This window comes from Streptomyces sp. NPDC050806 (genome assembly GCF_055586425.1).
In genome coordinates this window covers 408,110-434,943 of sequence record NZ_JBVJIF010000010.1, presented here as the reverse complement: position 1 = coordinate 434,943, position 26,834 = coordinate 408,110, and the positions used below count along the sequence as shown (strand labels likewise).

20 protein-coding genes are annotated in these 26,834 nt (G+C 72.5%); 8 read left to right on the top strand and 12 right to left on the bottom strand.

Translation table 11 applies throughout. The annotated features are described in order from the left end of the window. Positions 1-88: 88 nt before the first annotated feature. Together ACZ6WH_RS31370 and ACZ6WH_RS31365 are read left to right on the top strand one after the other, a co-directional pair. A complete protein-coding gene (locus ACZ6WH_RS31370) occupies positions 89-2,569 on the top strand; it encodes a ThuA domain-containing protein (RefSeq protein WP_469732586.1) in 2,481 nt (826 codons plus the stop codon). Continuing rightward, on the top strand, positions 2,566-4,743 hold the full coding sequence (locus ACZ6WH_RS31365) for an OmpL47-type beta-barrel domain-containing protein (protein WP_469732584.1): 2,178 nt from the start codon (positions 2,566-2,568) through the stop codon (positions 4,741-4,743). Before ACZ6WH_RS31370 ends, ACZ6WH_RS31365 begins: the two co-directional genes overlap by 4 nt. A gap of 77 nt (positions 4,744-4,820) precedes the next feature. Here ACZ6WH_RS31365 and ACZ6WH_RS31360 read toward each other — a convergent pair whose 3' ends face one another. Further along, positions 4,821-6,113, bottom strand: a complete 1,293-nt coding sequence (locus ACZ6WH_RS31360) for a YeeE/YedE family protein (RefSeq protein WP_469732582.1) — start codon at positions 6,111-6,113, stop codon at positions 4,821-4,823. A 269-nt stretch (positions 6,114-6,382) separates the two neighbouring features. On the opposite strand from ACZ6WH_RS31360, the gene ACZ6WH_RS31355 reads away from it, so the two are divergent. Continuing rightward, the gene (locus ACZ6WH_RS31355) at positions 6,383-6,826 is read left to right on the top strand and encodes a YchJ family protein (RefSeq protein WP_469732580.1); all 444 of its coding nucleotides are present in this window, start codon (positions 6,383-6,385) and stop codon (positions 6,824-6,826) included. 115 nt (positions 6,827-6,941) lie between these two features. Further along, a complete protein-coding gene (locus ACZ6WH_RS31350; protein ID WP_469732578.1) occupies positions 6,942-7,535 on the top strand; it encodes a hypothetical protein in 594 nt (197 codons plus the stop codon). Here ACZ6WH_RS31350 and ACZ6WH_RS31345 read toward each other — a convergent pair. From ACZ6WH_RS31345 to ACZ6WH_RS31295, 11 genes are all read right to left on the bottom strand, one after another. Further along, positions 7,469-8,695 (bottom strand): thiolase, encoded by a 1,227-nt coding sequence (locus tag ACZ6WH_RS31345; protein WP_469732576.1) that lies wholly within the window; start codon positions 8,693-8,695, stop codon positions 7,469-7,471. The genes ACZ6WH_RS31350 and ACZ6WH_RS31345 overlap by 67 nt on opposite strands. After that, positions 8,692-9,069: a Zn-ribbon domain-containing OB-fold protein gene (locus ACZ6WH_RS31340; protein WP_469732574.1), complete on the bottom strand. Its 378-nt coding sequence runs from the start codon at positions 9,067-9,069 to the stop codon at positions 8,692-8,694. Before ACZ6WH_RS31340 ends, ACZ6WH_RS31345 begins: the two co-directional genes overlap by 4 nt. Beyond that, the gene (locus tag ACZ6WH_RS31335; protein WP_469732572.1) at positions 9,066-11,243 is read right to left on the bottom strand and encodes an acetate--CoA ligase family protein; all 2,178 of its coding nucleotides are present in this window, start codon (positions 11,241-11,243) and stop codon (positions 9,066-9,068) included. The genes ACZ6WH_RS31340 and ACZ6WH_RS31335 overlap by 4 nt, the downstream gene beginning before the upstream one ends. Next, positions 11,240-12,388 (bottom strand): acyl-CoA dehydrogenase family protein, encoded by a 1,149-nt coding sequence (locus tag ACZ6WH_RS31330; RefSeq protein ID WP_469732570.1) that lies wholly within the window; start codon positions 12,386-12,388, stop codon positions 11,240-11,242. Before ACZ6WH_RS31330 ends, ACZ6WH_RS31335 begins: the two co-directional genes overlap by 4 nt. 173 nt (positions 12,389-12,561) lie before the next feature. Next, positions 12,562-14,901 (bottom strand): penicillin acylase family protein, encoded by a 2,340-nt coding sequence (locus ACZ6WH_RS31325; protein ID WP_469732568.1) that lies wholly within the window; start codon positions 14,899-14,901, stop codon positions 12,562-12,564. Beyond that, positions 14,898-16,568, bottom strand: a complete 1,671-nt coding sequence (locus ACZ6WH_RS31320; protein WP_469732566.1) for an amidohydrolase — start codon at positions 16,566-16,568, stop codon at positions 14,898-14,900. The genes ACZ6WH_RS31325 and ACZ6WH_RS31320 overlap by 4 nt, the downstream gene beginning before the upstream one ends. Further along, the gene (locus ACZ6WH_RS31315) at positions 16,565-18,112 is read right to left on the bottom strand and encodes a sodium:solute symporter family protein (RefSeq protein ID WP_469732564.1); all 1,548 of its coding nucleotides are present in this window, start codon (positions 18,110-18,112) and stop codon (positions 16,565-16,567) included. Before ACZ6WH_RS31315 ends, ACZ6WH_RS31320 begins: the two co-directional genes overlap by 4 nt. Continuing rightward, on the bottom strand, positions 18,109-18,489 hold the full coding sequence (locus ACZ6WH_RS31310; protein WP_469732562.1) for a DUF3311 domain-containing protein: 381 nt from the start codon (positions 18,487-18,489) through the stop codon (positions 18,109-18,111). Before ACZ6WH_RS31310 ends, ACZ6WH_RS31315 begins: the two co-directional genes overlap by 4 nt. 150 nt (positions 18,490-18,639) lie before the next feature. Next, positions 18,640-19,452 (bottom strand): SDR family NAD(P)-dependent oxidoreductase, encoded by an 813-nt coding sequence (locus ACZ6WH_RS31305; protein ID WP_469732560.1) that lies wholly within the window; start codon positions 19,450-19,452, stop codon positions 18,640-18,642. Positions 19,453-19,538: 86 nt separating this feature from the next. Further along, complete coding sequence (locus ACZ6WH_RS31300) at positions 19,539-20,993, bottom strand: aldehyde dehydrogenase family protein (protein ID WP_469732558.1); 1,455 nt, start codon at positions 20,991-20,993, stop codon at positions 19,539-19,541. Continuing rightward, on the bottom strand, positions 20,983-22,218 hold the full coding sequence (locus tag ACZ6WH_RS31295; protein WP_469732556.1) for a M20 family metallopeptidase: 1,236 nt from the start codon (positions 22,216-22,218) through the stop codon (positions 20,983-20,985). The genes ACZ6WH_RS31300 and ACZ6WH_RS31295 overlap by 11 nt, the downstream gene beginning before the upstream one ends. Positions 22,219-22,353: 135 nt before the next feature. Here ACZ6WH_RS31295 and ACZ6WH_RS31290 point away from each other — a divergent pair, with 135 nt between their 5' ends. The 4 genes from ACZ6WH_RS31290 (at position 22,354) to ACZ6WH_RS31275 (ending at position 26,804) form a co-directional block, all read left to right on the top strand. Then, positions 22,354-23,127 (top strand): FadR/GntR family transcriptional regulator, encoded by a 774-nt coding sequence (locus tag ACZ6WH_RS31290; protein WP_469732554.1) that lies wholly within the window; start codon positions 22,354-22,356, stop codon positions 23,125-23,127. A 633-nt stretch (positions 23,128-23,760) separates the two neighbouring features. Further along, positions 23,761-24,108 carry a hypothetical protein gene (locus ACZ6WH_RS31285; protein ID WP_469732552.1) on the top strand — a complete coding sequence of 116 codons (348 nt, stop codon included), beginning with the start codon at positions 23,761-23,763 and terminating at the stop codon, positions 24,106-24,108. An 18-nt stretch (positions 24,109-24,126) separates the two neighbouring features. Next, a complete protein-coding gene (locus ACZ6WH_RS31280; protein WP_469732550.1) occupies positions 24,127-24,375 on the top strand; it encodes a hypothetical protein in 249 nt (82 codons plus the stop codon). 227 nt (positions 24,376-24,602) lie between these two features. After that, positions 24,603-26,804, top strand: a complete 2,202-nt coding sequence (locus ACZ6WH_RS31275) for a M64 family metallopeptidase (RefSeq protein WP_469732548.1) — start codon at positions 24,603-24,605, stop codon at positions 26,802-26,804. Positions 26,805-26,834 lie beyond the last annotated feature (30 nt).

Genomic DNA, 26,834 nt, shown 5'->3' with positions numbered 1-26,834 from the left:
TAGCTATTGGCGGACCGCCGAAAGAGGTCTAGCTTCGTCGGCTGTTGCTGTGCTCTCACAGCTGTTCCTCAGAGGGGTGGGTGAACCAATGCGTCGCGCACCACGTCGGAAAACCTCCACCACCGGACGGTGGAGACGGACGGCCGGCCTGTCGGCCCTGGCCGTCGCGGCGGCCCTGCTGGGCGGTACCCCCGCGCTGGCCGGTGCGCCACCGGAACCATCCGTACCGAAGCTGGCGCTGCCGTCCCCGCCGGGCGGGGAGAACGTCCGCGTACTGGTCTTCCACGCCTCGGCGGGCGAGGAGCCGCCGACGGTGAACGCCGGGATCGAGGCGATCGAGAAGATCGGCCGGCAGGGGCCGGCCCTTGAGCACTTCACCGTCGATGCCACCGCCGACGCCTCGGTGTTCACCAGGCCCAAGCTCGGCAAGTACAACGCGGTCGTCTTCCTGACCGGCGGCGGGGACATCCTCGACCCGGAGCAGGAAGCGGGCCTGGAGAGCTACATGAAGGCCGGCGGCGGATTCGTCGGCATCCACGACGCGGCCCGCGCCGAGCCGTACTCCTCCTGGTTCACCGGCCTGATCGGTGCCCGCCCCACCGGCGGCACGGACACCGTGCAGCGCGCCACCGTCGAGGTGGGCGACCGGGAGAACCCCGCCACCAAGAGCCTGCCGCTGGAGTGGAAGCGCCCCGACAAGTGGCTCAACTGGGCGGAGAATCCCAGCGGTTCGGTGCACACCGTGGCCCGCGTACGGGAGAACACCTTCCAGCCGGGTACCGGCGCCAACGGCGCCGACCACCCCGTCTCCTGGTGCCGTGACTACGACGGCGGACGGTCCTTCTACACCGGCATGGGCGGCACCGCGGCCGGCTTCCAGGAGAGCGACTTCCGCGCCCACCTGCGCGGCGCACTGCTGTGGACCACCCGCCTGGCCCGCGCCGACTGCCAGGCCACCATCACCTCCCACTACAAGGCGGAGCGGGCCACCCAGCCCAACCAGCCGGGGCAGCACGACCAGATCGGCGAGCCGCACGGCGTGGTGACCGCCAAGGACGGCCGGGTGTTCTACATCGGCCGCGGCGGCGAGGGCTCGGACGCGCCCGTCATCACCGACTGGAACAACCCCGACATCGGCAAGGGCAAGGGCACCGTCCACATCTACGACCCGGCGACGAAGAAGGTCACGCTCGCCGGCGAGGTCACCGTCTTCGGCAACAAGGGCGGCGGCGACGAGCTGGTCAAGAACGAGGAGGGGCTGCTCGGCATCGAGCTGGACCCCGACTTCGCCGACAACGGCTGGGTCTACCTGCACTACACGCCGCACTCGGGGATCGACCGCGAGACGCACATGGCCGAGCGCCGCGTCTCCCGCTTCCACCTCGACCCGAAGACGAACAAGCTGGACCTCTCCTCGGAGAAGGTGCTGCTGAAGTGGCCGGTGCAGATCCACAGCTGCTGCCACGCGGGCGGCGGCATGGCGTGGGACTCCAAGGACAACCTCTACATCGCCACCGGTGACAACAACTCCAGCCAGTTCAGCGACGGTTACTCGGGCAACAACCCGGAGCCGAACTTCAAGGGCGTGTCGTTCGCCGACGCCCGCCGCACCGCGGGCAACACCAACAACCTCAACGGGAAGATCCTGCGGATCCACCCCGAGGACGACGGCACGTACACCCTGCCCGAGGGGAACCTCTTCACCGGCAAGGAGCCCGACGAGGGCGGCGGCAAGACCCGCGGCGAGATCTACGTCATGGGCGTCCGCAACCCCTCCCGCATCTCCGTCGACAAGAAGACCGACACCCTCTACGCGGGCTGGGTAGGCCCGGACGCGACCGAGCCGAGCGAGACCTGGGGCCCGGCGAAGTACGACACCTTCGCCGCGATCACCCATGCCTCCAACCGCGGCTGGCCGTTCTGCATGGGCAACGAGCAGCCCTACCGCGACCGCAACCTCCCGGACCCGAGCAAGCCGCTGGGCTGGTACGACTGCGACAACCTGAAGAACGAGTCGCCCAACAACGACGGGCTGGTCAACATCCCGCCCGCCGAGGGCAACAACATCTGGTACTCCCCCGCCGGCGGCGGCCCGGACTTCCCGCGCAACGCCGACGGCGTGCCGAGCTACAAGAAGAGCGAGCAGAAGTTCCTGCTCCCGTGGCTCAAGGGCGGCGGCCAGGCCGCGATGGACGGCCCGGTCTACCGGTACGACGCGAAGACGGCGGGCAAGGACGCCTGGCCCGCGTACTGGGACGGCAAGTGGTTCGTCGGTGACTTCTACGACGCCGACCAGCCGCGGCACGCGGTCGTCATGGACCCGAAGACGGTGGGTTCCGGCGGGCTGCCGGTGCACGCCGAGACCCTCGACAAGATCGTCCCGGCCGGTGCCGACGGCATCCGCAACCTGATGGGCTGGACGTTCGCGCCCGACGGGTCGCTCTACGTCCTGGACTACGGGCGCGGCTTCTTCACCTCCGACGACAAGTCCGCACTGTGGCACATCACGTACCACGGCGGTCCGGCGACTCCGCTCCCCGCGGACCTGGCCCGGAAGGACGCCCGATGAACCGGCGGCTGACCGCCCTGCTGTCCGTCCTCTTCCTGCTGCTCGGCGTGGGCGCGACCACGGCGTACGGACAGCCGGCGCCCGTCGCGGAGCAGCAGGTGCTGACCTGGACGGCGGGCGACGACATCACCAAGTACACCTCGGCGCCCACCACCGCCGTGGCCGGGAAGGCGACCATCGTCTTCGAGAACAGCGAGGCCACCGGCAACACGATGGGCATGCCGCACACGCTGACCTTCGTGACCTCCGACTCGGAGTACAACCAGGACGTCAGCCTGAACATCCTGGCGAACCCCGGTGACTCCTCGGGCGGCAAGCACACCGCCGAGGTCACCCTGACCCCCGGCAAGTACCGCTACCACTGCACGATCCCCGGCCACGAGACGATGCAGGGCGTCCTCGTCGTCACCGAGGGCGGCGGCGAGGACACCACCGCGCCGGAGACCGCGGCGAAGGTCGAGGGGCAGAAGAACGCCGACGGCGCGTACGTGGGCAGCGCGACCGTGTCCCTCTCGGCCACCGACGAGGGCTCGGGCGTGGACCGGATCGAGTACGCGGTGGGCGACGGCGGCTTCCAGCCGTACACCGCGCCCCTCGTGGTCGATCAGGTCGGCTCCCACAAGGTCCGCTACCGCGCGGCCGACAAGGCGGGCAATGTCGCGGCGGAGAAGTCCGCCGACTTCACCGTGGTCGCGCCGGACACCGATGACACGACCCCGCCGGAGACCTCGGCGACGGTGACCGGCGAGAAGAACGCGGACGGCGCCTACCTCGGCATGGCGACGGTGACCGTCACCGCCTCCGACACCGGGTCCGGCGTCAACACCATCGAGTACGCGGTCGGGGACGGCGCATGGCAGCCGTACACCGCGCCGGTGATGGTGCACGAGGTGGGCACCCACAAGGTGCGCTACCGGGCCGCGGACAAGGCGGGCAACGCGGCGGTGGAGAAGTCGGTGGACTTCACGGTCGTCGAGCCGCCGGCCGAGGACACCACGCCGCCGGAGACCGCCGCGAAGGCCGAGGGGCAGAAGAACTCCGACGGCGCGTACGTCGGCAGCGCCGAGGTCACCGTCACCGCCACCGACTCCGGGAGCGGCGTGGACAAGGTGGAGTACTCCCTCGACGGCGGCCCCTACCTCGCGTACGAGGCGCCGGTCGTCGTGGACCGCACCGGCCACCACTCGCTCGCGCACCGGGCGACCGACAAGGCGGGCAACACCTCGCCGGCCCGTACGTTCTCCCTCGACGTCGTCGCGGGCGGCGGGGTGCCCGCACCGCCCTGCCCCGAGCACGACGAGCGGCTGACCGTCATCGTCGGCACGGTGGACACCGGCGTGCCGAACCGGATCACCGGCAACCGCTGCATGATCAACGAGCTGATCGAGGACGAGAAGGACTGGTCCTCGCAGGCGCTCTTCCTCAAGCACGTCACGGAGGTGACGGACAGGCTCCAGAAGGACGGGGTGATCGACAAGCGGGAGTACCGGGCGATCAACAAGGCCGCCCGCCAGTCCGGCATCGGCAGGCCCGGCCAGCACACCGGCTACCGCGACCTCTTCGACGGGACGCAGGCGTCCTTCGAGAAGTGGCAGCAGGTCGGCGGCGGCGCCTTCTCGCTCACCGGGGACGGCGCGATGACCAGCAGCACGAAGGTCGACGGCATGGGCATGCTGTGGTTCCCCGAGCGGCGCTTCGACGACTTCTCGCTGAAGCTCCAGTTCCGGGACGACGCGCCGGGCACCGGCAACGCCAACGGCGGCGTCTTCGTCCGCTTCCCCAACGTCCACGACCACCCGGAGGAGTCCCGGCCGGAGTGGGTCGCCATCAAGTACGGACATGAGGTCCAGATCCTGGACCGCCCGGACGGCGACATGTACAAGACGGGCTCGCTCTACGGCTTCGACCGGGTCGGCCTCGGCGGTGCGGGCGTCACGCCCAAGGGCACCTGGAACGACTACGAGATCCGGGTGGTCGACCAGCACTACGAGATCTACCGCAACGGCAAGCTGATCAACGAGTTCGACAACACCGGCGGGCAGACCTTCTACCCGCCGCGGGACGACGACCCGGGCACCGACGGCCGGCGCTACGCCTCCGGCTATGTGGGACTCCAGGTCCACAGTACGAGCGACGTCATCTCGTACCGCAATATCCGCATCCAGGAGCTGTGAGCGCGCCGCACTCACGGTGACGACGGCGGCCGCCGGGATCCTTCCCGGCGGCCGCCGCTGTCGTGTGCGTCAGTCGGTCAGCAGACGCCGTCGCCCGGCTTGGGGTTGCCGAGTCCGAAGGCGGGGCGGAGGCGGAGGCCCGCCCAGGTGCCGACGAGGGCGGCCGCGCCCCAGATCCAGCCGTGCAGGCTGCCGGAGGCGATGCCGGCGAGGTACGCGCCGATGTTGCAGCCGCCGGCCATCCGGGCGCCGACGCCCATCAGGATGCCGCCGAGCACGGCCGCGAGCGCGGTGCGGACGGGGATGCCGCGGTGCAGCTTCCACACGCCGCCCGCCGCGGCCGCGACCGCGGCACCGATCATGATGCCGATGTCCGTCAGGCTGGTCTTGTCGGCCAGCACCGGACCCGCGTACGAGGCGGCGTTCTTGGGGTCCTGCCAGAACGCCCAGGTCTCGGGCGAGGCGCCCAGCGCGCCCGCCAGCTTCGAGCCCCACAGCGCGAAGGCGCTGGTGATGCCCCAGGCTCCCCCGGAGACCAGCAGTACGGCGGCCCCGAGGACGGCGAGGACCAGGGCGCCGGCCCACAGGGTCCAGGAGCCGCGGAAGGTGCGGGCCAGGGTGGTGCGCGCGGACGGCGGGGTGCCGAGCGGCGGCGGGTTGCGACGGGCCTGGACGCGGCGGGACACCAGCACCACCACGGCGAGCAGCACCATGGTCACGGCCCAGGAGCCGCCCCAGCCGAGGTGGTCGGAGAAGAGCACCGGGTCGAACGCGGGCAGGTCGCGCCAGAGGTCGAACTGCCAGGCGGCCAGCGTCGAGCCGGCGATGAAACCGCCGAGGGTGAGCACGATCGTGCTCTGGCCGGAGCCGACCGCGAAGAGCGTGCCGGAGGCGCAGGCGCCGCCGAGCTGCATGCCGACGGCGAAGAGGAAGGCGCCGACCAGCAGGGCGACGCCCAGCGGCCCCGCGCTGGGTGCCGGTGCCGAGCCGAACAGCCCGGTGCCCGTGCCGATGACCAGCGCGAAGAGCGTCGCGGTGGTGCCGAGCAGCAGGGCGTGCGCGCGCAGCCCGGTGCCGTTGCCGACGGCGATCAGCTGCCGCCAGGCGGAGGTGAAGCCGAAGCGGGAGTGGAAGAGGGCGAAGCCCAGGGCGATGCCGAGGAGCAGCAGGATGCCGGGCTTGGCGCCGTTGGCGGTCCACACGTACGCGGTGAGGGCGGCGCCGATGAGGCCGGCGACCACGAGGGGCGTACGGCGGACGGGCGGCGCGGGCTCCGCCGTGGGCGCGGGCGTGTGGGTGGGGGCCGGGGTGAGCAGAGAGCTGGAACGGGGCGGGGCCCCGGCCGCCCCGGCGGGGGGAGCGGTCGTCACGTGGTGTCTCCGTGGGAGGGGAGGCGGTACGCGCGGTACCGGGAAGGGGAGAAGGCCGGACCTGTGGGCGTCAGCGGCTACAGAGCGCGTCGTCGACGTCCCACGGCGTCGCCGCAAAGAGCACGAGCGTGAGCACACTGGCGGGTCCGGACATGCCGTCCACGGTAATACCGGGTGTAAGCCGCACGTAACGTTGTCCCGAATGGCGAGATGAAGCGTCCGCTCGACGATATGGCGGCCGTACCTCCGCGACCGGGCACAATGGGCGCATGTCCCGTCGCACCCCACGCCCGAAGCAGGTCAGGCAGGCCACAGCGCCGGCCGTCACCGCCACCTCGCCCTGCCCCTGCGGCCTGTCCGCCACGTACGGGGAATGCTGCGGGCGATTCCACGCCGGGACGGCCGCGGCGCCCACCTGCGAGCGGCTGATGCGGTCGCGCTACAGCGCTTTCGTGGTCCGGGACGAGGCCTACCTGCTGCGGACCTGGCACCCGGACTCCCGGCCGGCCCGGGTCGAGTGCGACCCGGGGCAGCGCTGGCTGGGTCTGGAGATCCTGGGGACCTCCGAGGGCAGCGCGTTCCACACCACCGGCACGGTCGAGTTCCGGGCCCGCTTCCGGCACGGCGGCGCGGAGGACGCGCTGCACGAGCACAGCCGCTTCGTCCGGCACGACGGTGCCTGGGTCTACCTGGACGCGCTCTTCACGGAGTGAGGGCGCCGCGGCCGGTGCCGAGTCCGCGGGACAGGGGTACCCCCGGGTCCTCTCCCGGGGTCCGATCAGGGATGTCCCGGATGGATTTGAGAACGGCCGTCCAGATCCTTGACGCATGACAACGACACAGCGCTCGTTCCTCTACGGCCCCCTCCTGTTCGGTGCCTACGGAGTGATCCGTCTCCTCGACGGGCTCGACGGAACCAAAGGACCGGGGCTGGCCTGGACGACAGGGCACCTGTGCTTCCTCGGGGGTCTCGCCTTCTTCGCGCAGGGATTCGCTGTCATGCGGAAGACGGCGGGGAACGACCGGTGGTCCTCGGCAGGCTTCTGGACCGGCAACGCGGGGATCGTCGCGCTCACGGTCCAGTTCGGCGTCGACATCGTGACGGGGCTGATGGCCGGCAGCCATGCGGAGATGGCCCGGCTGACGGGCGACTTCCAGTCCGTGCCGGGCGTCGAGCTCGCCTTCTACCTCCTCGGCCCGATGCTGTTCTTCCTCGGCCAGCTGCTGCTCACAGGCCGCCTGGCCGCCCTGCGTGTTCTCGCACCGTGGGCACCGGTCCTCGTCCTCGCCGACTCGTTGCTCTCCTACGCCTTCAAGGACCTGATCCCGCTCGGTGCCGCGCTCCTGCTGCTTTCCTACTCTCCGCTGTGGCGGGCCGGTGCCTCCCGTACGGACTCCCCCGCACCCCGGGAGGCAGCCTGAACCCGCCGGCCTCGGACGGCCGCCTCCGTGCCCAGGATCGCCGTGACCTGGCTGGAGAGGACCCCGCCGTTGCCGTGTGCGAGCGCGGTCCTGGCGCCGGGCACCTGCCGCTCGCCGCAGTCGCCGCGCAACTGCCGGACGGCCTCGATGACGGTGAAGATGCCGTACATGCCGGGGTGGCCGTAGGAGAGGCCGCCGCCGTTGGTGTTGACCGGCAGCCGCCCGCCGGGCGCGATCCCGCCGTCCGCGACGAACGCGCCGCCCTCGCCCTTGGCGCAGAACCCCAGGTCCTCCAGGAAGAGGACGGGGTTGATGGTGAACGCGTCGTACAGCTCGACGACGTCGATGTCGGCGGGGGTCAGGCCCGCCGCCTCGAATGCCCGCCGCCCGGAGTCGGTGGCCGCCGTCACCGTGAGGTCCGGCATCCGCGAGATGTTGCGGTGCCAGCTGGCCTCACCCGCGCCCAGCAAGTAGGCGGGCGTGCCCGGGAGGTCGCGGGCGCGCTCGGCGGAGGTGACGACCAGCGCGCCGCCGCCATCGGTGACCAGGCAGCAGTCCCGTACGGTCAGCGGGTCGCTGATCATCCGGGAGGTGAGCACGTCCTCCCTGGTGAGCGGCTTGCGCTCGAACGCGGCCGGGTTGAGCTGCGCCCACTCCCGCGCGGCCACCGCCACGTCCGCCAACTGCTCGCGGGTGGTGCCGTACTGGTACATGTGCCGGGCGGCGGCCAGCGCGTACATGGTGATCGGGTAGCGCGGCCCGTACGGCGCCTCGTACGGGTCGGGCCTGGTCGGGGAGACCAGCCGGCCGCCGTCGGAGCGCTGGGTGGAGCCGTAGACGATGAGCGCCGTGGTGCATTGCCCCCGCTCGATGGCGGTGGCGGCGTGCAGCAGGTGGGACACGAAGGAGCTGCCGCCGATGTTGGTGCCGTCGAGGTGGCGCGGCCGGATGCCGAGGTACTCGGCGGTGTCCATGGCGGCCATGGGGAGGTACGAGGAGGCCGTGAACAGGCCGTCCACCTCGGACTTGCGGATTCCGGCGTCGGCGAGGGCGCGGGCCGCCGCCTGGCCGGCGAGGTCCAGCGGGGTGAGGCCCGGCGCGACCTCGCCCAGGTCGGATTCGGCGACGCCGACGACGGCGGCCGTGCCTCGCGGGCTCATCGCTGTGCCTCCTTCATGAAGACGGCCACCCGCTCGTCCCCTTCGTCGGCGGCCGTGAACCGCACAGTGGTGCCGATCTCCACGGTCGCCGGGTCGATTCCGTCGACCCGCGACATCATCCGGAAGCCCTCGTCGAGGTCGACCAGGACGACTCCCCGGGCGCCGTCACGGCCGCGCACGACGGTGGCGGAGTGGACCGTGCCGCGGCCCGCGCTGCGTTCCCAGGTCAGCTCCTGGGAGCCGCAGTCCGGGCAGAGCACGCGGGGCGGGAAGACGGCCCCCGCGCAGTCGTCGCAGCGCTGGTAGCGGAGTTCGCCGCGGTCCAGCCCCTCGCGGTAGGCGCGGGCCGGTGGCGTTGCGGTGGGCTCGCTCATGCATCGTCCTTTCCGTCCGTCGGTGCCGCGGCGCCGGACCGCGGGGTGAGCACGGCGAGGCAGTCCACCGCCGTCGCGCCCTCGCCCGCCGCGCCGAGGAGCAGGGGGTTCACGTCGAGTTCGGCCAGTTCGCCGGCGAGGTCGGTGGCGAGCCAGGACAGCCGGTGCACCGCGTCGGCCGCGGCGTCCAGGTCGCGCGCGGCGGCGCCGCGCACCCCGTCGAGCACGGGCGCGGCCCGCAGTGCGCGGAGCAGCCGGCGGGCGCCCGGCGGATCGACCGGGGCGACGGCCACCTGGCTGTCGTCGAGCACGTCGACCAGGACGCCGCCGAAGCCCGCGACGACGACCGGGCCGAACGCCGGGTCGTGCTTGATCCCGAGGAGCAGTTCGGCCGCGCCGTCCGCGGCCGCCATGCGCTGGACGAGGAGCCGGGCGTCCGGGACGCCGGCCCGTGCGGCGGCGCGCAGTACGTCCTGTGCGGCGGCACGCACGGCGTCCGCGCCGGTCAAGCCGAGCCGTACGCCGCCCAGTTCGCTCTTGTGGGCGACCTCGGCGGAGAGCAGCTTGACGGCGACCGGTCCGCCGCCGAGCCCGGCCGCCGCCGTGACCGCTTCCTCGGCGCCCGCCACCGCCACGGACTCCGCGCAGCGCAGCCCGTACGCCGCGATCAGCCACGCCGACTCGGCCTCGTCCAGCCGGGTACGGCCCTGCTTCCGGGCGCGGGCAATCACCTCGCGGGCCACGTGGGCATCGATGCCGGCGGGACGTTCGCGGGTGGGCAGCGGCGGGCGGAGGCTGAAGTCGGCGAGCCGGCCGAGCGCGGCGGCGGCCCGGCCGGGGTCGGTGTAGCAGGGGATGCCGAGGTCGCGCAGGCGGCGCCGGGCCCGGCCGTCGCCGCCGGTCCAGACGACGACCAGCGGCCGGTCGGTGGCCCGGTAGGCCTCGGCGAGGGTGTCGGTGAGCCGGTCGGCGTGCGCGTCGGCGTTGCCGAGGAGTACGGCGAGCATGTCCGTGCCGGGGTGCCGGAGGGCGACCTGGAGGCCGCTGCGGAGGATGCCGGGGTCGCTGACGAGCGCGGCGGTGAGGTCGACGGGGTTTCGTGGCGAGCCGAACGGCGGGATGGCGGCGGCCATTTCGCGCTGCCACTCCGGCTCCCAGGGCGCGACCTCGATGCCGTGGGTGCCGGCCTCGTCGGCCATGAGGACGCCCGCGCCGCCGGAGAGCGAGAGGGTGGTGAGGCGGCGGCCCTTCGTACGGCGGCCGGCGGCGAACACCTGGGCGGCGTCCAGCAGCGGCTCCATCCCGGCGACCCGGACGATGCCGTACTGCCGGGCCGCGCCGTCGAAGACCCGGTCCTCGCCCGCGAGCGAGGCGGTGTGCGACTGCGCGGCCCGCGCCCCGGCTGCGGAGCGGCCGACCTTCACCGCGACCAGCGGCTTGCCGGCGGCGTGCGCGCGCCGCGCCGCCCGCAGCAGCCGCGGTCCGTCGGAGACGCCTTCCAGGTACGCCAGCAGGACCCGGGCCTCGTCGGTGCCGGCGAGCACGTCGAGCAGCTCCGCGACGGACACGTCCAGCTCGTTGCCGGTGTTGACGTAGTGCGAGAAGCCGATGCCGTCCTGCTGGGCCGCGCTGAAGATGAACGTCCCGAAGGCACCGCTCTGGCTGAGGAACGCGACGGGACCGGCGAGGAGTTCCCGGTCGCCGTCGAGGGCCGAGGTGAAGGTGGGGACGGCATGGTCGCGGAGGCTCAGCAGGCCGAGGCAGTTGGGGCCGAGCACGCGGATGCCGGTCTCCCGGACGGCGGCCGCCAGGTCGCGCTGGAGGGCGGCGCCGGCCTCCCCGGTCTCGGCGAAACCGGCGGCGCCCACGATCGCCGCCCGGATGCCGCGCCGGGCGCAGTCCCGTACCGCGCCGGCGGCCTGCGCCGCGTCCAGCATGATCATGGCCAGGTCGATGTCGCCGTCGATGGCGTCGAGGGCGGGGTAGGCCTTGAGGCCCTGGACGGTGTCCCGGCGGGAGTTGACCGGCAGCACGCGGCCGGTGAACCCGTAGCGTTTGAGGAGGTCGACGGGGCGGCCGGAGAGCTTGAGCGGATTGTCGGAGGCGCCGAGTACCGCGATGGAGCGCGGGTGCAGCAGCACGTCGAGGGCCCCGGTCCGGTCGGCGGGGGTCATGCGGTCGTCTCCCGCAGCAGCTGTTTGCCGATGATGAGTTTCTGGATCTCGCTGGTGCCCTCGTAGATGCGGAAGAGCCGGGCGTCGCGGTAGAGGCGTTCGGCGGTCGTGCCGCGCATGTAGCCGGTGCCGCCGTGCACCTGTACGGCCCGGTCGGCGACCCGGCAGACCATCTCGCTGCAGAACAGCTTGGCGCTGGAGGGGCCGAGCCGGGTGTCGGTGCCGGCGTCGAAGTCCTCGGCGGCGGTCAGCACCATCGAGCGCCCGGCGTGCAGTTCGGCGTAGGAGTCGGCGAGCAGCTCCTGAACCAACTGGAAGCGGCTGATGGCGGCGCCGCCCTGGTGGGCCGTGGCGGCGTACCGTACGGCCTCGTCCAGCGCACGCGAGGCGAGGCCGACGCAGAGCGCGGCGATGTGCAGCCGGCCGCGGGTCAGCGAGGCCATCGCGGCGCCGAACCCGGCGTTCTCGCGCTCGCCCAGCAGGGCCGTGCCGGGCAGCCGGACGTCGTCGAAGGAGACCTCGGCGGTGTGGGCGCCGCGCTGCCCCATCTTGTCGTCGGGCGGGCCGATGCGGACGCCGGGGGTGCCGGTCTCCACGAGGAAGGCGGAGATGCCCTTGTTCGGGGCCGCGTCGGGGTCGGTACGGGCGAAGACCACCAGCAGGTCGGCCACGTCGGCGTTGGTGATGAAGCGCTTGGCGCCGGTGAGCACCCAGTCTGCCCCGCTGCGTACGGCCCTGGTGCGCAGGCCGCTGGGGTCGGATCCCGCGCCGTCCTCGGTGAGCGCGAAGGAGGCGATGGCGGTGCCGGAGGCGAGCGCGGGCAGCCAGCGCTTCCGCTGCTCCTCGGTGCCGGAGTTGACCAGGGCCTTGCCCGCGATGCCGTTGTTGGTGCCCATCAGGGAGCGGAACGCGGGCGTGGTCCAGCCCAGTTCGAAGGCGAGCCGGACGTCCTGGCGCATGTCCAGGCCGAGGCCGCCGTATTCCTCCGGCAGTGACCAGCCGAAGAGTCCCATGTCCGCGGCGGCGCGGCGCAGCTCGTCCGGTACGTGGTCGGTGCGTTCGATCTCGTCCTCGCGCGGCACGACCTCGTGGCGTACGAAGTCCCGGACGGTGCGCAGGATGTCCCGGAAGACGTCGGCGTCCATGTGTGCCCCTTTCCGATGCGGGTGGGGTGGTGCCGTGAACCGTTGTGGTGCGGTGAACCGTTCGTGAGCGGGCCTGCGCCGCGAACGTACCAGCAAGGTGGTCGATACAACTATCACTCCAGCAGATCAACCGGCCGCCTCGTCCAGGACCTCGCCGGCCGGCTGCCGGTCGCTCACTCCCCCGTGGCGCCGCCCGGTACGAGGGTGATCCGCCGGGTGGTGTGCTTCTCGATCTGCTCGCGCGAGTACAGCAGCGGGAACGCGCCGTCCGCCGCCCACACATCGAACAGATCGCGGTAGTGCGGACTGGCCGGGTCACCGGACTGGCCCGGGGTGCTCATCACCAGCGACTCGTCCCACGCGCCCACGTCCACGACCAGCCGGAAGCTGGCGCCGCCGGTCTGCCGGAAGCCGGGGCCGTAGGAGGTTGCCGACACCGTCTCGCCGCTGCCGCCGCGTGGCGCCGGGCCCACCGAGGTCCAGTCCGACGCCTCTTCGCCGAGCAGCTTGGCGAGGGGATGGTGCGGATGCGCCCGGTGGAGCGCGCCCCACCGCCATGTGCCGCTGTCGGGACCGAGCAGCTGTCCGGCCTCCGCCATCGCGGGGCCGAGGGTGGTGAGCACGGCCGTACGGATCACCGCGTCCGGGTCGGGGCCCAGCCGGTCCCCGGGATCGAGGAGCAGCGAGAGGTCTACGCGGGCGTCGGCGGTGGCGTCCTCGGCGGGCAGGACGCGGGCCAGGGCAGCGGCCACCCGTTCCGCGGGGAGCAGCCGGCGGAGGGCCTGTCTCAGCAGTTCGGCCCGGAAGTGGCGGCGGTACCAGATCTCGAAGAGCGCAGCGGCGGCCGAGTCCGCGTCGAGCGCGGCGTCCCAGTCCCGCAGCAGCTTCAGCCCCTCGGCGACGCGCGGGTCGTCACTGGTCAGCCCGGCGAGCAGCGGCTGGATGCGGCGCGCCGGCAGGCTCACGTAGTCGTTCTGGAGGGCCACGCAGTCCGCCACGGTCCAGTCCGACCGGGCGGCGAGGACCTCGGCGATGCGCTCGTGGCGGTGGGGCGCGTACCAGTCGTGGGTGACGGTGCGTTCGGCGTGCGGGTAGTCGTCGGGGAGGTTGAGCTGGTTGGCCGTGGCGAACCAGCCGTCCTCCGGGTCGCGTACGGAGGGCAGCGCGCCGACCGGGTGGTGGCCGTCCCATTCGTACCGGCCGTCGCCCGGCACCGGCAGCGTGCCGTCCCAGCCGCGGCGGACCGGGACCCGGCCGGCCGGGCGCCAGCCGATGGTGCCGTCGGGTGCCGCGTAGACCTGGTTCTCGCCGGGGGCGCCCCACCGCTCCATGGCCGCGACGAAGGCGTCGGGCCCGGTCGCGCCCATGTAGTCCATGCTGCCGAGGTAGGGCGCCATGCCCGGCTCCAGCCAGGCCGCCCGTACCGCGAACGCGGCGGTGCGGTCCGGGCGTTCGTCGATGACGGGCCCGTGCCGGGTGAACCACAGGTCGGCGGTGACGGGCTCGCCGCCGCGCACCGGGATGGTCTCGGTGACCTTCGTCATCGCCTCCCAGCCGTCGCCGTAGGCATACCGCTTCGGGTCGGCGGGGTCGGTGCGGTAGACGTACAGGTCCTCCTGGTCGATCGGGAAGATCGTGAGGCCGAAGGCGAGGCGGCCGTTGTGGCCGATGGAGACGCCGGGCAGCGCCGGCTCGCCCGCGCCGATCACGTCGAGGCCGGGCGCCGAGAGGTGGGCGAGGTAGCGCAGCGCGGGCAGCGTGATGGCGCGGTGCGGGTCGTTGGCCAGCACGGGGCGGCCGGTGGCGGTGCGGGACGGGGCGAGCACCCAGTTGTTGCTGCCGTCGATGCCCTGGCGCGGGGCCTGCGGGGCCCATGGCGGGGTGGTGGCCATCCGGTAGACGCGCAGTACGTCGTCGGGGATGACGGAGAGGTCCAGCCCTTCGGGCACGCGCAGTTCGTGCGCGGGCTCGCGGACCTTGCGCAGCTCCTCCACCTCGGGTCCGAAGTCCCTTACAGTGCGGGCCCGTTCGACCTCGTCGTGGAGGTTGTAGTGGAGGCCGTGGCTGCGGATGCGGGCGACGTCGGCGGGCTGCCAGTACGCCGGTTCGTAGTCCAGCAGCCGGAACTCCGGCGGGAGGTGCTCGCGCCGCTCGCGGCAGAACGCGACGAACGCGTTGATGCCCCGCACGAACGCGGTGGTGACCCGCTCGGCGTCCGGGCCGTACGACTCCCACTCCGCCGCCATATCGCCGCGGTAGAGGAACAACCGGGCGGCCCGGTCGTGTTCCGCGTACTCCGGGCCGAACACCTCCGCCAGCAGGCCGAGGCCGCGCCGCCGCCACAGGTCGATCTGGAAGAGCCGGTCGCGCGCCGCGTTGAAGCCCTGCGCGAGGAAGAGGTCGGCGCGCGAACCGGCGTACAGGTGCGGGACGCCCCAGCGGTCGATGAGGATCTCCACGGGCGCGGACAGTCCCGGCACCTCGAAGGTGTCGGTGGCTCCGGCCGCGGTCATCGGGCGGCCTCCTCGTGCACGCGCCGTCCGCCCACGTAGGTCGCGCGCACGGGGATGGCGGCGATGCCGTACGGGTCGGCGGTGAGCGGGTTCTCGCCGAGGACGGTGAAGTCGGCGAGGTGGCCGGCGGCGATCCGGCCCTTGTGGTGGGCCGTGCCCTCCGCCTCGGCGGACCCTAGGGTGAAGATCCGCAGCGCCTCGGCGGCGGTGACCCGCTGCGAGGGCCCGACCTTCGCGCCGTCCTCGATGCCCTCGCGGGTGACCATCGACTGGAGGCCGAGCAGTGGTTCGTAGGGTCCGCAGGGGTAGTCGGAGGAGCCGGCGACGGTGACGCCGGCGTCCAGGAAGGAGCGGTGCGCGAACATCCGCTCCGTGCGCTCGGGCCCGTACCAGGTGTTCAGCGCTCCGCCGTGGTAGCCGGCATACCCGGCGAACGGTACGGCGATGGCGTCCAGCGCCTTCATCCGGGCGAGGATCGCGTCGTCGATGAGCGTGCAGTGCTCGATGCGGTGCCGCAGTCCGGGGCGCGGCAGCTCGCGCTGTGCCGCCTCGAACGCGTCCAGGACGAGCCGGATCGCGGCGTCGCCGTTGGCGTGCACGCCGATCCGGTCGCCCGCCGCGTGCACCTCCCGTACCTGCGCGAACAGTTCCTCGGTCGAGGTGGTCTGCAGGCCGTGCCCGTCGGCGCCGCCGCACTCGGGGTCGGCGTACGGCTCGGCGAGCAGACAGGTCCGGCCGCCGATCGCCCCGTCCAGGAACGCCTTCACCCCGACGAACCGCAGCAGGTCGTCGCCGAAGCCGCTGCCGACGCCGAGCGCCCGCGCCCTGGCGTAGTGGTCGATGGAGAGCAGCATGCCGGTACGCAGCGTGAGCAGGCCCCGGTCGCGGGCGGTGCGCAGCAGGGCGACGTCGTCCGGGGCGATCAGCGCGTCGCAGATCGAGGTGAGTCCGGCGGCGTGCCACAGCTCCTGTGCGCGCAGCAGGCCGCGCAGCCGGTCCTCCGGCGAGCTGGGCGCGAGCGGCGAATCGCCGCGGGCGGTGGCCGGGTAGACCACGTTCATCAGGGCGCGTTCGATCAGCCGGCCGTCGAGACGGCCGTCCGCGTCGCGGCCGAAGTCGCCGCCGTCGGGGGCCGGGGTGTCCTCGTCGATGCCGAGGGCCCGTAGCCCCGCGGAGTTGACGACGCCCCAGTGTCCGGCGACGTGCACGACGAGCACCGGGTGGCCGGGGGCCGCCCGGTCCAGTTCGTGGCGGGTGATCCGGCCGGTCTTGACGTCGTCGTACCGGCTGCCGCGTACCCACTCCCCCGGCGCCGTGCGCCCCGCCTCGGCGGTGACGGTGGCGAGCAGCGCGTCGGCCGTCGCCACCGCCGCGGCCGACAGGTCCAGGTGGAGCAGGTCGGTGGCGGCCATCGCGAGGTGGATGTGCGCGTCGTTGAGGCCGGGGATCACGGTGGCGTCCCCGAAGTCGACCTCGGGCGCGCCGGGGAAGCGGTCGCGCAGCGCGGCGAAGCCGCCGGTCGCGCGTATGCGGCCGTCGGCGACGGCGAAGCCCTCCGGCTCGGGCGCGCCGTCCACGCCGGTGCCGTCCGTGCGCTGGCTGACGATGCGGGCGGCGCGGTAAAGCACGGGGGTGGTCTCGTCGGTCACGTCGGTCACGTCGGTCACGGAGCCTCCTTCGGGGCCGCCGGGGCGGCCGGGGCCTGGTCGGTGCCGGTCGTCGGAGTCGTACCCACCCGCCGCGGCGCGGGCGCCTGCCCCTCGGGCCGGGCGAAGGTGACCGCCGCGGTGACGACGAGGTTGACGGCCAGTCCGACGATGCCGCCGTTGACGCCGTGCAGCGGGTCGTTGCCGGTCGCCCAGAGCGCCACGACGACCGCCAGCCCGGTGCACATCCCGGCCAGCGCGCCGGCCTTCGTCATCCGCCGCCAGAACAGCGCGAGCAGCACGATGGGCACCAGCTGCGCGAGCCCCTCGTACGACAGGACCGACAGCTGGACCAGGGTGTTGGGGTAGAAGAGGGCGCCGCCCAGGGCGATCAGCCCGGCGATGAGGCAGACCAGCTGGGAGAGCCGCTTGGTGCGCACGTCGTCGGCGGGCGTGCGGCCGGTACGGCGGCTGCGCGGGTCGGCGCCGTTGCCGCCGCCGAGCAGCGTGCGGCCCCAGAGCGTGCCGATGGCCAGCATGAACACGCTCATCGGGACGATCGCCGAGAGCGCGCCCGCGACACCGATGACGGCCACGACGGGGGCCGGGAGAGCGTCGGTGACCAGGCTGAACAGCGCGAGGTCGGGATTGCCGAGGGCCGGCATGACGAACAGGGCGGTGGCGCCGATCATCATGGGGACGAAGAGCAGGAGCTGGTACCAGGGCAGCAGTACGGCATTGCGGCGCAGCGCGTTCGGGCTCCGCGCGCTGAGGTAACCGGCGACCGTGGTCGGGAAGATGGTGATGGTCACGGCGTTGAGCAGCGTCGTCGTGACGAACCACATCCCGCCCTTGCCGCCGGACTCGTGCCCGGGGAAGGTCAGCCAGTCGGCCTTCTCCGTGACCATGCGGTGCATGAAGTCGCCGACGCCGTCGAGGTAGTGCATCGGTACGTACACCGCGAGGAAGACCACCGCGAAGATGACCAGCACGTCCTTGAGCGCGCTGACCCACGCCGAGCCGCGCAGCCCGGAGACCAGGATGAAGACCTCGGCGACGACGAAGGAGATGACGGCGGCGACCCGCAGGTCCACGCTCCCGTACGTCATCGCGTTGACGACCACGCCCATGCCCTGGATCTGCACCTGGATGTAGGGCACGAGGAAGACGGTGGCGATGACCGCGACGACGATGCCCACCGGCCGGGAGCGGAAGCGGTGTTCGGCCAGGTCGGCGATGGAGATCAGCCCGTGCCGGCTGGCGTACGTCCAGATGGCCGGGCCGACGACGTACCCCACGGCGAAGCCGACGGTGAGGTACGCGACGAGGTAGAGGATCGGCACGCCGAAGGAGTACGACCAGCCGGCCGTGCCGAGGAAGGAGAAGCTGGTGTAGGTCTCTCCGGCCATCAGCAGCCAGATGAAGAGGACGCCCAGCCCCCGGCTGGAGACCGACCACTCGGCCAGGCCCTTGTCCCGGCCGCGCGCGCTGAGCACGCCGATGACGATGGTCGCGATCATGGCGAGGCCGAAGATGGTGGTCGCGATCGCCGCTGATCCGCTCATACGGCGCCTCCTTCGGGTCCGCCGGGCGCGGCCCCGGGCGCGGCCCCGGACGCGGCGGACGGGCCCGTGTCCGGCCGGTCGCCGGGCAGCGGTTCGGCGGCGTCGACGCGGTAGGCGGGGTCCAGGCGGGTGACGGCCCAGATGACGAGCGGGCTGACGACCGTGGCGGCGACGAGCCAGAACAGCAGGAACGGCATGCCGAGGACGCGCGGTTCGATGCTGTTGGCCACCAGCGGCGCCAGGCAGTACAGCACGGCCGGCACGAGCAGCAGCCACAGCGCGGGGCGCCGGGCGCTCACCTCGGGCAGTCCGTCGGACGGGTGCGGCCCGGTCGCCGCCGGGCCCTCCCGCCCTCTGTCCTCGGGGGCGTGCGACATGGAACTCCTTCGGGGAAGGGGGTGTGTCCGGGACGGCCGAGCGGGCGGCCGGTCGGGCAGCCGCGGGGACGGCGTCCGGCCGACCGGACGGTATCGCAGGTCAGAGAGGAATCAAGGCCCCAAGCCGGGGTCGGTCCTCGGGCGCCCGCGTCAGACCGAGGGTTCGTACCGGCCATCGACCGCGGTCCAGCCGCCGTCCACGGCCAGCACGCTGCCGGTGACGAAGGTGGAGGCGTCCGAGACCAGGTAGTGCACGGCACCGGCCAGTTCCTCCGCGCCGGCCCACCGCCGCAGCGCGGACGCCTGCGCGTACGCGTCGTACCACTCGGGGTCGGCGGCGATCTGGTCGGTCAGCGGCGTCCGCACGACGCCGGGCGCGATCGCGTTGAACCGCACCCCGCGCGGCCCCCACTCGGCCGCCGCCGTCCGCAGGAACTGCACCAGTCCCGCCTTGGAGGCGGCGTACACGCTCTGGCCCGGCTCGACCTGCACCGCGCGCATCGAGGCGAGCCCGACCACGCTGCCGCTGCCCCGCTCGGCCATGGCCGGGGCGACGGCCTGCACGAGCGCGAAGTGCGCCCGGAGGTTGAGCGCCACGACCCGGTCGAACTCCGCCAGGGTGTAATCGGCGATCCGCTTGCGGATGTTGGCGCCGACGGTGACGACCAGCCCGTCCGGTGCGCCCCACGCTGCCGCCGCCGTGCGCACGGCCTCGTCGTCCAGCACGTCGAGCGCGTATGCGGTCGCCGTCCCCGTACCGCTGCCGGGAGCCGCCGGTTCCTCCCCCGCGAGCCGCACGGTCTCCTCCGCGCCCTTCAGGTCCCGGTCGGCCACAGTCACGTCGGCGCCGTGCGCGACCAGCGCCCGTACGGCCTCACGCCCGATGCCACTGCCCCCGCCGACCACGACGACATGCCGCCCGTCGAGCCGGAAGAGTTGCGCGTACGTCATACGGGGCTGCATACGGGGCTCCTTCGCCCGGTCGTCGTGGGAAGGTCCGGCGGCGTCCCGGGCCGCCGCCGCTGCGGGCGCCGTCGGCCGCGCGGGCGTCACGGCCTGATCACCGCCATGCGGGTCACGGTCAGTTCCTCGATGGCGAAACGCGGGCCCTCGCGGCCGATGCCGGAGTCCTTCACGCCGCCGTACGGGGCGACGTCGCTGCGGTAGCCCGGGACTTCGTTGATGACGACGCCACCGACATCGAGCGCGTCGATCGCGGTGAACGCGGCACCCAGGTCGCGGGTGAACACCGCGGCGTGCAGGCCGTACCGCGAGTCGTTGACCAGCGCGTACGCCGCGTCCAGATCCGGCACCGTGCGCAGCGCGACGACCGGGCCGAAGATCTCCTCGTCCCAGGCGGGCAGCCCGCCCGGCACCTCGGCCAGCAGCGCGGGGGCGAGGCAGCGCCCCACCCGCTCGCCACCGGCGATCACCCGGGCGCCGGCCGCGCGTGCCTCCTCGATCCAGGCCAGCACCCGGTCGGTGGCCGCCTCGTCGATGAGCGCGGCCACCCGGGTCGCCTCCTCGCGCGGATCGCCGACCACCACGTCCGCGAGCCGGTCGGTGATCTTCGCCGTCAGCTCCTTGGCGACCTCCTCGACCGCGATCACCCGCTGCACGGCGATGCACGCCTGGCCCGAGGCGTAGTAGCCGCCGCGGACCACGGCGTCGGCCGCCGCGTCGAGATCGGCGTCGGCGGCCACCACCAGCGCGGCGTTGGAGCCCAGTTCGAGGACGACCTTGCGGGGCGCGGCGTCCCGCGCGATCCGGTGGCCGATCGCGGCGGAGCCGGTGAACGAGACCGCCGCCACCGCTTCGTGCGTGGTCAGCGTGCGGCCCACCGCCGCGTCCCCGGTGACCAGCTGTACCGCGCCCACCGGGGCGCCGGCCGCGGCCAGTTGCCGGCGGACCAGGTGGACCAGCCAGAGCGTGGCGAGCGGAGTGGCCGGCGCCGGCTTGATCACCACGGGACAGCCGGCCGCCAGCGCGGGCGCGATCTTGTGGGAGGCGAGCAGCATCGGGTAGTTGAAGCCCGCGATGCCCACCACGACGCCGATGGGGCGGCGGGTCCAGAAGCCCGTCATGCCGTCCCCGGAGGGCAGCATGTCCAGCGGCACGGTCTCGCCGTGGACATGGACCACCTCGTCCGCCGCCGCCTCCCAGGTGGAGACCGCGCGCTGCACCTCCGTACGGCAGTCCACCCGCGGCTTGCCGGTCTCCAGGACGAGCAGGTCCTCCATGGGCCGCGCGACCTCGGCGAGCGCCGCCGCCACCCCGCCGAGCACCCGGCGCCGTACGCGGGAGGGCAGCCGGGCCACGTCCTTCCGCAGTGCCGCCGCGTGCTCCACGGCCTGCCGCGCGAGCGCCTCGTCCCCCACGGGCGCCCGCGCGACCTCGCTGCCGTCGTACGAGAAGCGGACCGGCTCGGTACGGGGCGCCGGCACCCAGGCGGCACCGACCGGCAGCCCGGCCGGGAAGCGTCCGGCGCTCTCCTCAGGCGTCATCGCGGGGCACCCCCCGGGTCAGGAAGTGGCGCGCCGCCTCGGCGTACACCCGGGTGTACTCGCCGATCTCGCGCACCTCCACGTACTCGTCCTTCTGGTGCGCGATCCACTTGCCGCCGGGTCCGTAGACGACCGTGGGCAGCCCGGCGTCGCGGGTCAGGACCGTGCCGTCGGTGGTGCCGGGCACTGCTCCGAAGGGCGGGGGGCTGCCGTGCACCCGCTCGTGCGCCGCCACCAGCCCGGCGACCACCGGGTGGTCCTCGGCGATCTCGATCGCCGGGCGGTCGTCGACGACGGTCAGGGCGACGGTGACGCCGACGGTCGCCGCGGCCTCCTCGGCCTCGTGGCGGATGCGGTCGATCAGCTCGGCGTGGTCGGTGCCCGGGATCGTCCGTACGTCGACGCCGACCAGGCCGTGTGCCGGGATGACGTTGAGCTGGTCGGGGTCGCCGCCCTGCAGCACGGTCGGGGTGACGGTGACCTGCCCGGCGTGCGGATGGGCCCCGAAGCGCACCTCGGCCCAGGTCTGGGCGCGGCCGAGCGCCTCGACGATCCTGGCCCCCGCGACGACCGGATTCCTGCCCTCCTGCGGCATCGCGCCGTGCGCCATGACCCCGGTCAGCTCCAGCCGGAGCCGGATGCCGCCGCGGGCCGAGGTGCACACCTCGTACCCCTCCGGCTCGCAGACGATCACTCCGTCGATCTCCGCGGCCGGCGGCGAGGCGGCGAACGCCTTGGCGCCGAGCATCATGCCTTCCTCGTCGCACAGCACGCCGAGGACGATCCGGCCGGGGAACGGTCCGGCCTGCTGCAGCGCGCGCACGCCGTAGATCATGGCGGCCACCCCGGACTTCATGTCCGCCGCGCCCCGGCCCCACAGCTTGCCGTCGCGGATCTCCGCGGCGTACGGATCGACGCTCCACACCGCCGGGTCGCCCTCGGTGACCACGTCCGTGTGCCCCTCGAACATCAGGGTCGGCCCGGCGCCGCCCTTGCCGTCGACGACGGCGATGACGTTCGGGCGGCCCGGCGCGACCTCCACCACCTCGTGCTGCCAGCCGAATTCGGTGAAGAGCGCCGCCACCAGGTCGGCGGCCGGGCGTTCGACGTCGGTGGCGCCGGTGGCATTGACGGTACGCAGCCGGATCAGATCCTGGGTGAAGGCGACGGCCGCGTCGGCGTCGATCGTGATCTCGGTCGGCGGGTGGGTCTGGGCGGCTTGCATAGAACCTCCAAAACACCTGGCCGGGAGGCCAGTCCACTGGTCAGACCAGTTGATTTCCCGTACTCTGCTCGCACGTTCATGCGTGGGTCAAGAGGCCACCAGCAGCAATCGGTAAGGAAACGGAACGGGGTCCCGATGGCCGGCTACGACGCTCCCTTCACCCCCGTCCAGCCGGTACGGGCCTACCAGCGGGTGGCCGAGCAGATCGAGGAACGCATCCTCCGCGGCGAACTGCCGCCCGGCTCCCGCCTCCCCGCCGAACGCGAACTGGTCAATCAGTTCGGCGTCGGCCGCTCCACGGTCCGCGAGGCGCTGCGCGTCCTGCAGTCCGCCGGCCTGGTCCGGTCCCGGCCCGGCGACCCGCTCGGCGCCGAGGTGCTCGGCGTCTCCGCCGACAACCTCAGCCAGGCGCTCGGCCGGCTCACCCGCTCCCACATATCCAGCCTCGGCGAACTGATCCAGTTCCGGATGGTCCTGGAGGCCGAGAGCAACCGGCTCGCCGCCCGGCTGCGTACGGAGGACGACCTGGCGCGGATGGCCGGGCTGATCGACCGGATGCGGTCGCTGTCCGCCGGGCCGGGCGCCGGACTGCGGGCGTTCAGCGAGGCCGACGCGCTGTTCCACCAGGCCGTCGCGGAGGCCAGCCGCAACGCGCTGCTCGGGCTCTGCGCCCGCGCCGTGCACGACGCCGTCGTGGACATCATCGAGCGCAAGATCGCCGATGCCTCGGACGCGGCGGCCTGGCGGGAACGCTCCATCGACCACCACGAGCAGGTACTCGCCGCGATCCGCGCCGGCGACGCCCCGCACGCCGCCCGGCTGGCCCGCCAGGCCCTGTACGCCTACTACGCCGAACACGTCGAACCGGACACCCGGGCCCTGCTCAACGCGGCGCTGGAGCAGGACTAGCGTCCGTCGTCAAAGGCCGTCAGGTGGTGGATCACAGCGGGTGATACGCCGCCGGCAACTCGCTCGTCACGGCAGAGAGTTGCTTGATCCTGCGAATCCGCGAACCGCGACGGGTCGAACCCGCGTAGGCGGCCGCGCCGAGCGCGCGGCGACATGAACGAGGACACCTGCCTGGTCGGCGGCGTACGCGGCATGCCGTGCACCGCGACGAATAATTGGTAATTCGCGTCACTTCCCTCACAGGAAGCAGGCTGAAGATTGAATTCCAATTCTGCGGAATTGCCCATACTTCACTCGGCGCTGTTGACTTCCCGGAGAGAGAGGAGCAGCCTTCCATCACGGTGATGTTCGGCTTGCCGGAACGAGCGTGCCGTCGATTCCGCAGCACCGACAGCCATCGCACACACTGGCGACCGAAAGGACATGACCGTCGACCCGACCGGTCGGCTCTGACGCATCAGAACGACCGGCGCCGGGCCCGGGAATGGCGTTCGTATATACGTTCGCCGAACCGTACCCGTGACGACACCGCGCGGCGCACTTCCGATGATCCCGTCCGTCCGGACAGTCACGAAAGAAAAGAATTGACCAGCTGCGGACCCTTCTGACCCCACAACGTACGGGGAGGCAAGAATGGCGGCCACGACCAGGCAACTGTTCGTGAATTCACCAGCCAGCAGGTCCGTCACGATCGACCTGGGGGCATCGACCACATTCGTGGCCTGGGGTTCGATCACGATGCTCGACCCGCGAATCCAATTCGACCGGGACAACGCCGTCGTGATCGACATACCTTTCGTCAACGGAGCTCGAACAAACACTCAGGTTTCCGGAGGTGACCACTGGGGGGATTCCGGCGCCTTCAGCAACGTCCACGATTCAGCAATCGTCCGCTTCGGCCGGACTGTCACCTTCAGGATGCGCACGTTCGGCCCTGATATTGACGCCATGGGATGCGGGATCGTCATCACCAATCCGTGACCCCCGAAAGGGAATCCAATGCCGAGGTACTTCGTCTACGACAAGGAAAACGGTCGCGTTGTGCATGTGCACGAAACGTATGACGTGACGAGTGGTGCCACCCGTCCGTGTACACGGGAAGAAGTGTTCGCGGTTGTGGATGAGGGTCTGGACAAAGAGCAGCTCGACATATTGCAGTCCGAGTTCGAGCCGGAGGCCGGCTCCGGGGAACTGCGTGTCGATCTCACCACTCAGAACGTGGTGGCGGCCGGGGTGCCGAACAGGTAGCCGGTCGAGCGGCCCGGCGGCATCCGCGTTCGCCGCGGTCGCGCCATGAAGGGAGCCGGCCGCACCGCGCCCCGGGGGTGCCCACCGCACGCACCAAGTACTGGACTCGGTGCGGAGCGCGGCGGTCAACGTCGTCCCTCCGCCTGCCCGCCGGGCAGGCGGAGGGACATCGCGCCACCCTGAGCCGGTGCTCGACGCTGAGCGGTGGCACGCGGTGACCAACCGCCGTGTTCGCGGCCGACAACTGGGCGCTGGAGGTGCCGCCCGCGCAGCAGGAAGGCCTCACGTTCCCGCTGCACCTGGTCCTCCTCAGCGACATGGGCTTCTTCTTCGCGGCCCCGACCTTGAAGTTCACCGGCGCCGTCGGCTCTCCGCTCAACCACCTCGCCATCAAGCAGCACAGCCAACTGCCGCCCCTTTACGTCCAGTTCGCCACCACCGTACGCTCCGGACCACGGTTCACACCGCGCGGGGAGGGCGTCGTCATGAGCGCGAGAGCTGGACGCAGGGGCCGGGCCGCCGTCGGCCTGTGCGCAGCGGCCGGGCTGCTGGCCGGGGCGGCGGCGCTCGGCCCGGCGCCGGCGGCCGGTGCGGCGCAGCAGCGGGGCGCGGTCACCAAGGCCGCCAAGGTGCTGCCGATTCAGTCGACCGGCCCCGCGGAGAAGCGTTTCAACCTGGTCTTTCTCGGTGACGGCTACACCGCGGACGAGATGCCGGAGTTCCGGGCGAACGTGGCGAAGCACCTCAACGTGCTGTGGAGCACCGAGCCGTTCGCCTCCTACCGCTCGTACATCAATGTCTGGGCGGTGGAGACGCCGTCCGCCGAGTCCGGTGTCGACTGTGATCCGGGGCTCGAAGCGCCGCGCCGGGACACGGCGCTGGACATGGGGTTCTGGGGCGGGTGCGACGCGCAGAGCGTGCAACGGCTGATCACGATGGACGACGGGAAGGCCAGGGCGGCGGCCGATCTGGTCGCCGGCACCTCGGCCGGGAACCGGCAGATCGTGGGGCTGGCGCACAGTGACACCTACGGCGGCGCGGGCGGCACGTACGCCACCGCGTCCGGCGGCAACTCGCTGTCCTCGCTGATCACCCCGCACGAGATCGGCCACTCGCTGGGGAAGCTGCAGGACGAGTACGACTACTACCAGCGCGGCGTTCCCGGCGGCCGGTACGCGGAGGGCGAGCCGGATTCGGCGCACCACACGGTGCTGACCGCGCGGCAGATGCGGGAGCAGCGCAAGAAGTGGTGGCGCTGGCTGGGTGAGGAGAGCGAGTCCGGCGGCCGTATCGGGCGGTACGAGGGCGGCATGTACAGCACGACGGGGGTCTGGCGGCCGAGCGCGCATTCCATGATGAAGACCCTCGGCTACCCCTTCGACCAGGTGGAGCGCGAGGTGATGACGCGCGCCATCGCCGCCAAGGTGAATCCGGTGCAGGACCACACCCCGAACGGCGCACCCATCGGCGCCGACCGCTCCGTGTGGGTCGACACGCTGCACCCCACGGGTGGTGAGCTGAAGGTGACCTGGCGGCTGGACGGCCGGCCGCTCCCCGGGACGGCCGGGCTGCGCACGGTGGACCTGCGCCGGTACGTCCCTTCCGGCGAGCGGCCGCGCCGCCTCACGGCCACCGTCACCGACCCGACGCCCTTCGTCCGCGATCCGGCCGTGCGCGGCTCGGCCGCCCTGACCCGTACGGTCACCTGGACCGTCGACCCGTCCGTGACCACGGATCCGGTTCCCGTGGCGGCGGAGTTCACCGGGCACACCGCCACCGAAGCGCCCGTGGGCGCGTCCTCCGTGCTGTACGCCGACACCACGCACCCCGTACGCGGCGCGGTGCGGGTCTCGTGGGCGGTGGACGGCCGCCCGGTGGCGGACCGCGGCAACGACCGTGACCTGGACCTGGGGGCGCTCCGGCTGCGGCCCGGGGACCACACCGTCACCGCCCGCGTGGCCGGCTCCCGCCCCTCCCCCGCCACCCGTCTGACGTGGACCGTCGACGCCACCCCCGCGACCGTCTCGTACGCCCTGTCGGAGCCGCTGCGGACGGTGCACCGTCCGGGCAGGCCCGTGGAGTACGTGTACGACGGTCCCTTCACGATGAAGCTCACCGGGAAGGACGACAACGACGGTTACGTGGTGACGCAGTTCCGGGTGGACGGGGACGGCTGGTTCACGTACTTCGGGTGGCCGACGGACGCGGACGCGCCGTTCCGGTTCTCCCCCGGCGGCACCGTCGTCGACGGCCTCGTCCACGGCAAGCTCGGCACGCCGCGGGCCGTTCCGTGGGACGACGCCACACCGGACTACGGGACCCACACCATCGAGTACCGGGCGCTGGACGCGGCGGGGAACACCGGTCCCGCGAAGCGCTTCCGGGTCACCCTGAGGCCGCCTCAGCAGGCGCTCCGCAGCGCTTCATGACGCGAGTTGGGCAGTTCGCCCGCAAGATCA

Bases quoted from the DNA above. Each gene is read 5' to 3' on its own strand.
- ACZ6WH_RS31325 (WP_469732568.1), bottom strand. From the start codon at position 14,901: ATGACCGCGGCCGGAGCCACCGACACCTTCGAGGTGCCGGGACTGTCC.
- ACZ6WH_RS31330 (WP_469732570.1), bottom strand. From the start codon at position 12,388: ATGGACGCCGACGTCTTCCGGGACATCCTGCGCACCGTCCGGGACTTC.
- ACZ6WH_RS31290 (WP_469732554.1), top strand. From the start codon at position 22,354: ATGGCCGGCTACGACGCTCCCTTCACCCCCGTCCAGCCGGTACGGGCC.
- ACZ6WH_RS31365 (WP_469732584.1), top strand. From the start codon at position 2,566: ATGAACCGGCGGCTGACCGCCCTGCTGTCCGTCCTCTTCCTGCTGCTC.
- ACZ6WH_RS31305 (WP_469732560.1), bottom strand. From the start codon at position 19,452: ATGCAGCCCCGTATGACGTACGCGCAACTCTTCCGGCTCGACGGGCGG.
- ACZ6WH_RS31370 (WP_469732586.1), top strand. From the start codon at position 89: ATGCGTCGCGCACCACGTCGGAAAACCTCCACCACCGGACGGTGGAGA.
- ACZ6WH_RS31300 (WP_469732558.1), bottom strand. From the start codon at position 20,993: ATGACGCCTGAGGAGAGCGCCGGACGCTTCCCGGCCGGGCTGCCGGTC.
- ACZ6WH_RS31340 (WP_469732574.1), bottom strand. From the start codon at position 9,069: ATGAGCGAGCCCACCGCAACGCCACCGGCCCGCGCCTACCGCGAGGGG.
- ACZ6WH_RS31280 (WP_469732550.1), top strand. From the start codon at position 24,127: ATGCCGAGGTACTTCGTCTACGACAAGGAAAACGGTCGCGTTGTGCAT.
- ACZ6WH_RS31350 (WP_469732578.1), top strand. From the start codon at position 6,942: ATGACAACGACACAGCGCTCGTTCCTCTACGGCCCCCTCCTGTTCGGT.
- ACZ6WH_RS31345 (WP_469732576.1), bottom strand. From the start codon at position 8,695: ATGAGCCCGCGAGGCACGGCCGCCGTCGTCGGCGTCGCCGAATCCGAC.
- ACZ6WH_RS31295 (WP_469732556.1), bottom strand. From the start codon at position 22,218: ATGCAAGCCGCCCAGACCCACCCGCCGACCGAGATCACGATCGACGCC.
- ACZ6WH_RS31315 (WP_469732564.1), bottom strand. From the start codon at position 18,112: ATGAGCGGATCAGCGGCGATCGCGACCACCATCTTCGGCCTCGCCATG.
- ACZ6WH_RS31285 (WP_469732552.1), top strand. From the start codon at position 23,761: ATGGCGGCCACGACCAGGCAACTGTTCGTGAATTCACCAGCCAGCAGG.
- ACZ6WH_RS31335 (WP_469732572.1), bottom strand. From the start codon at position 11,243: ATGACCCCCGCCGACCGGACCGGGGCCCTCGACGTGCTGCTGCACCCG.
- ACZ6WH_RS31310 (WP_469732562.1), bottom strand. From the start codon at position 18,489: ATGTCGCACGCCCCCGAGGACAGAGGGCGGGAGGGCCCGGCGGCGACC.
- ACZ6WH_RS31355 (WP_469732580.1), top strand. From the start codon at position 6,383: ATGTCCCGTCGCACCCCACGCCCGAAGCAGGTCAGGCAGGCCACAGCG.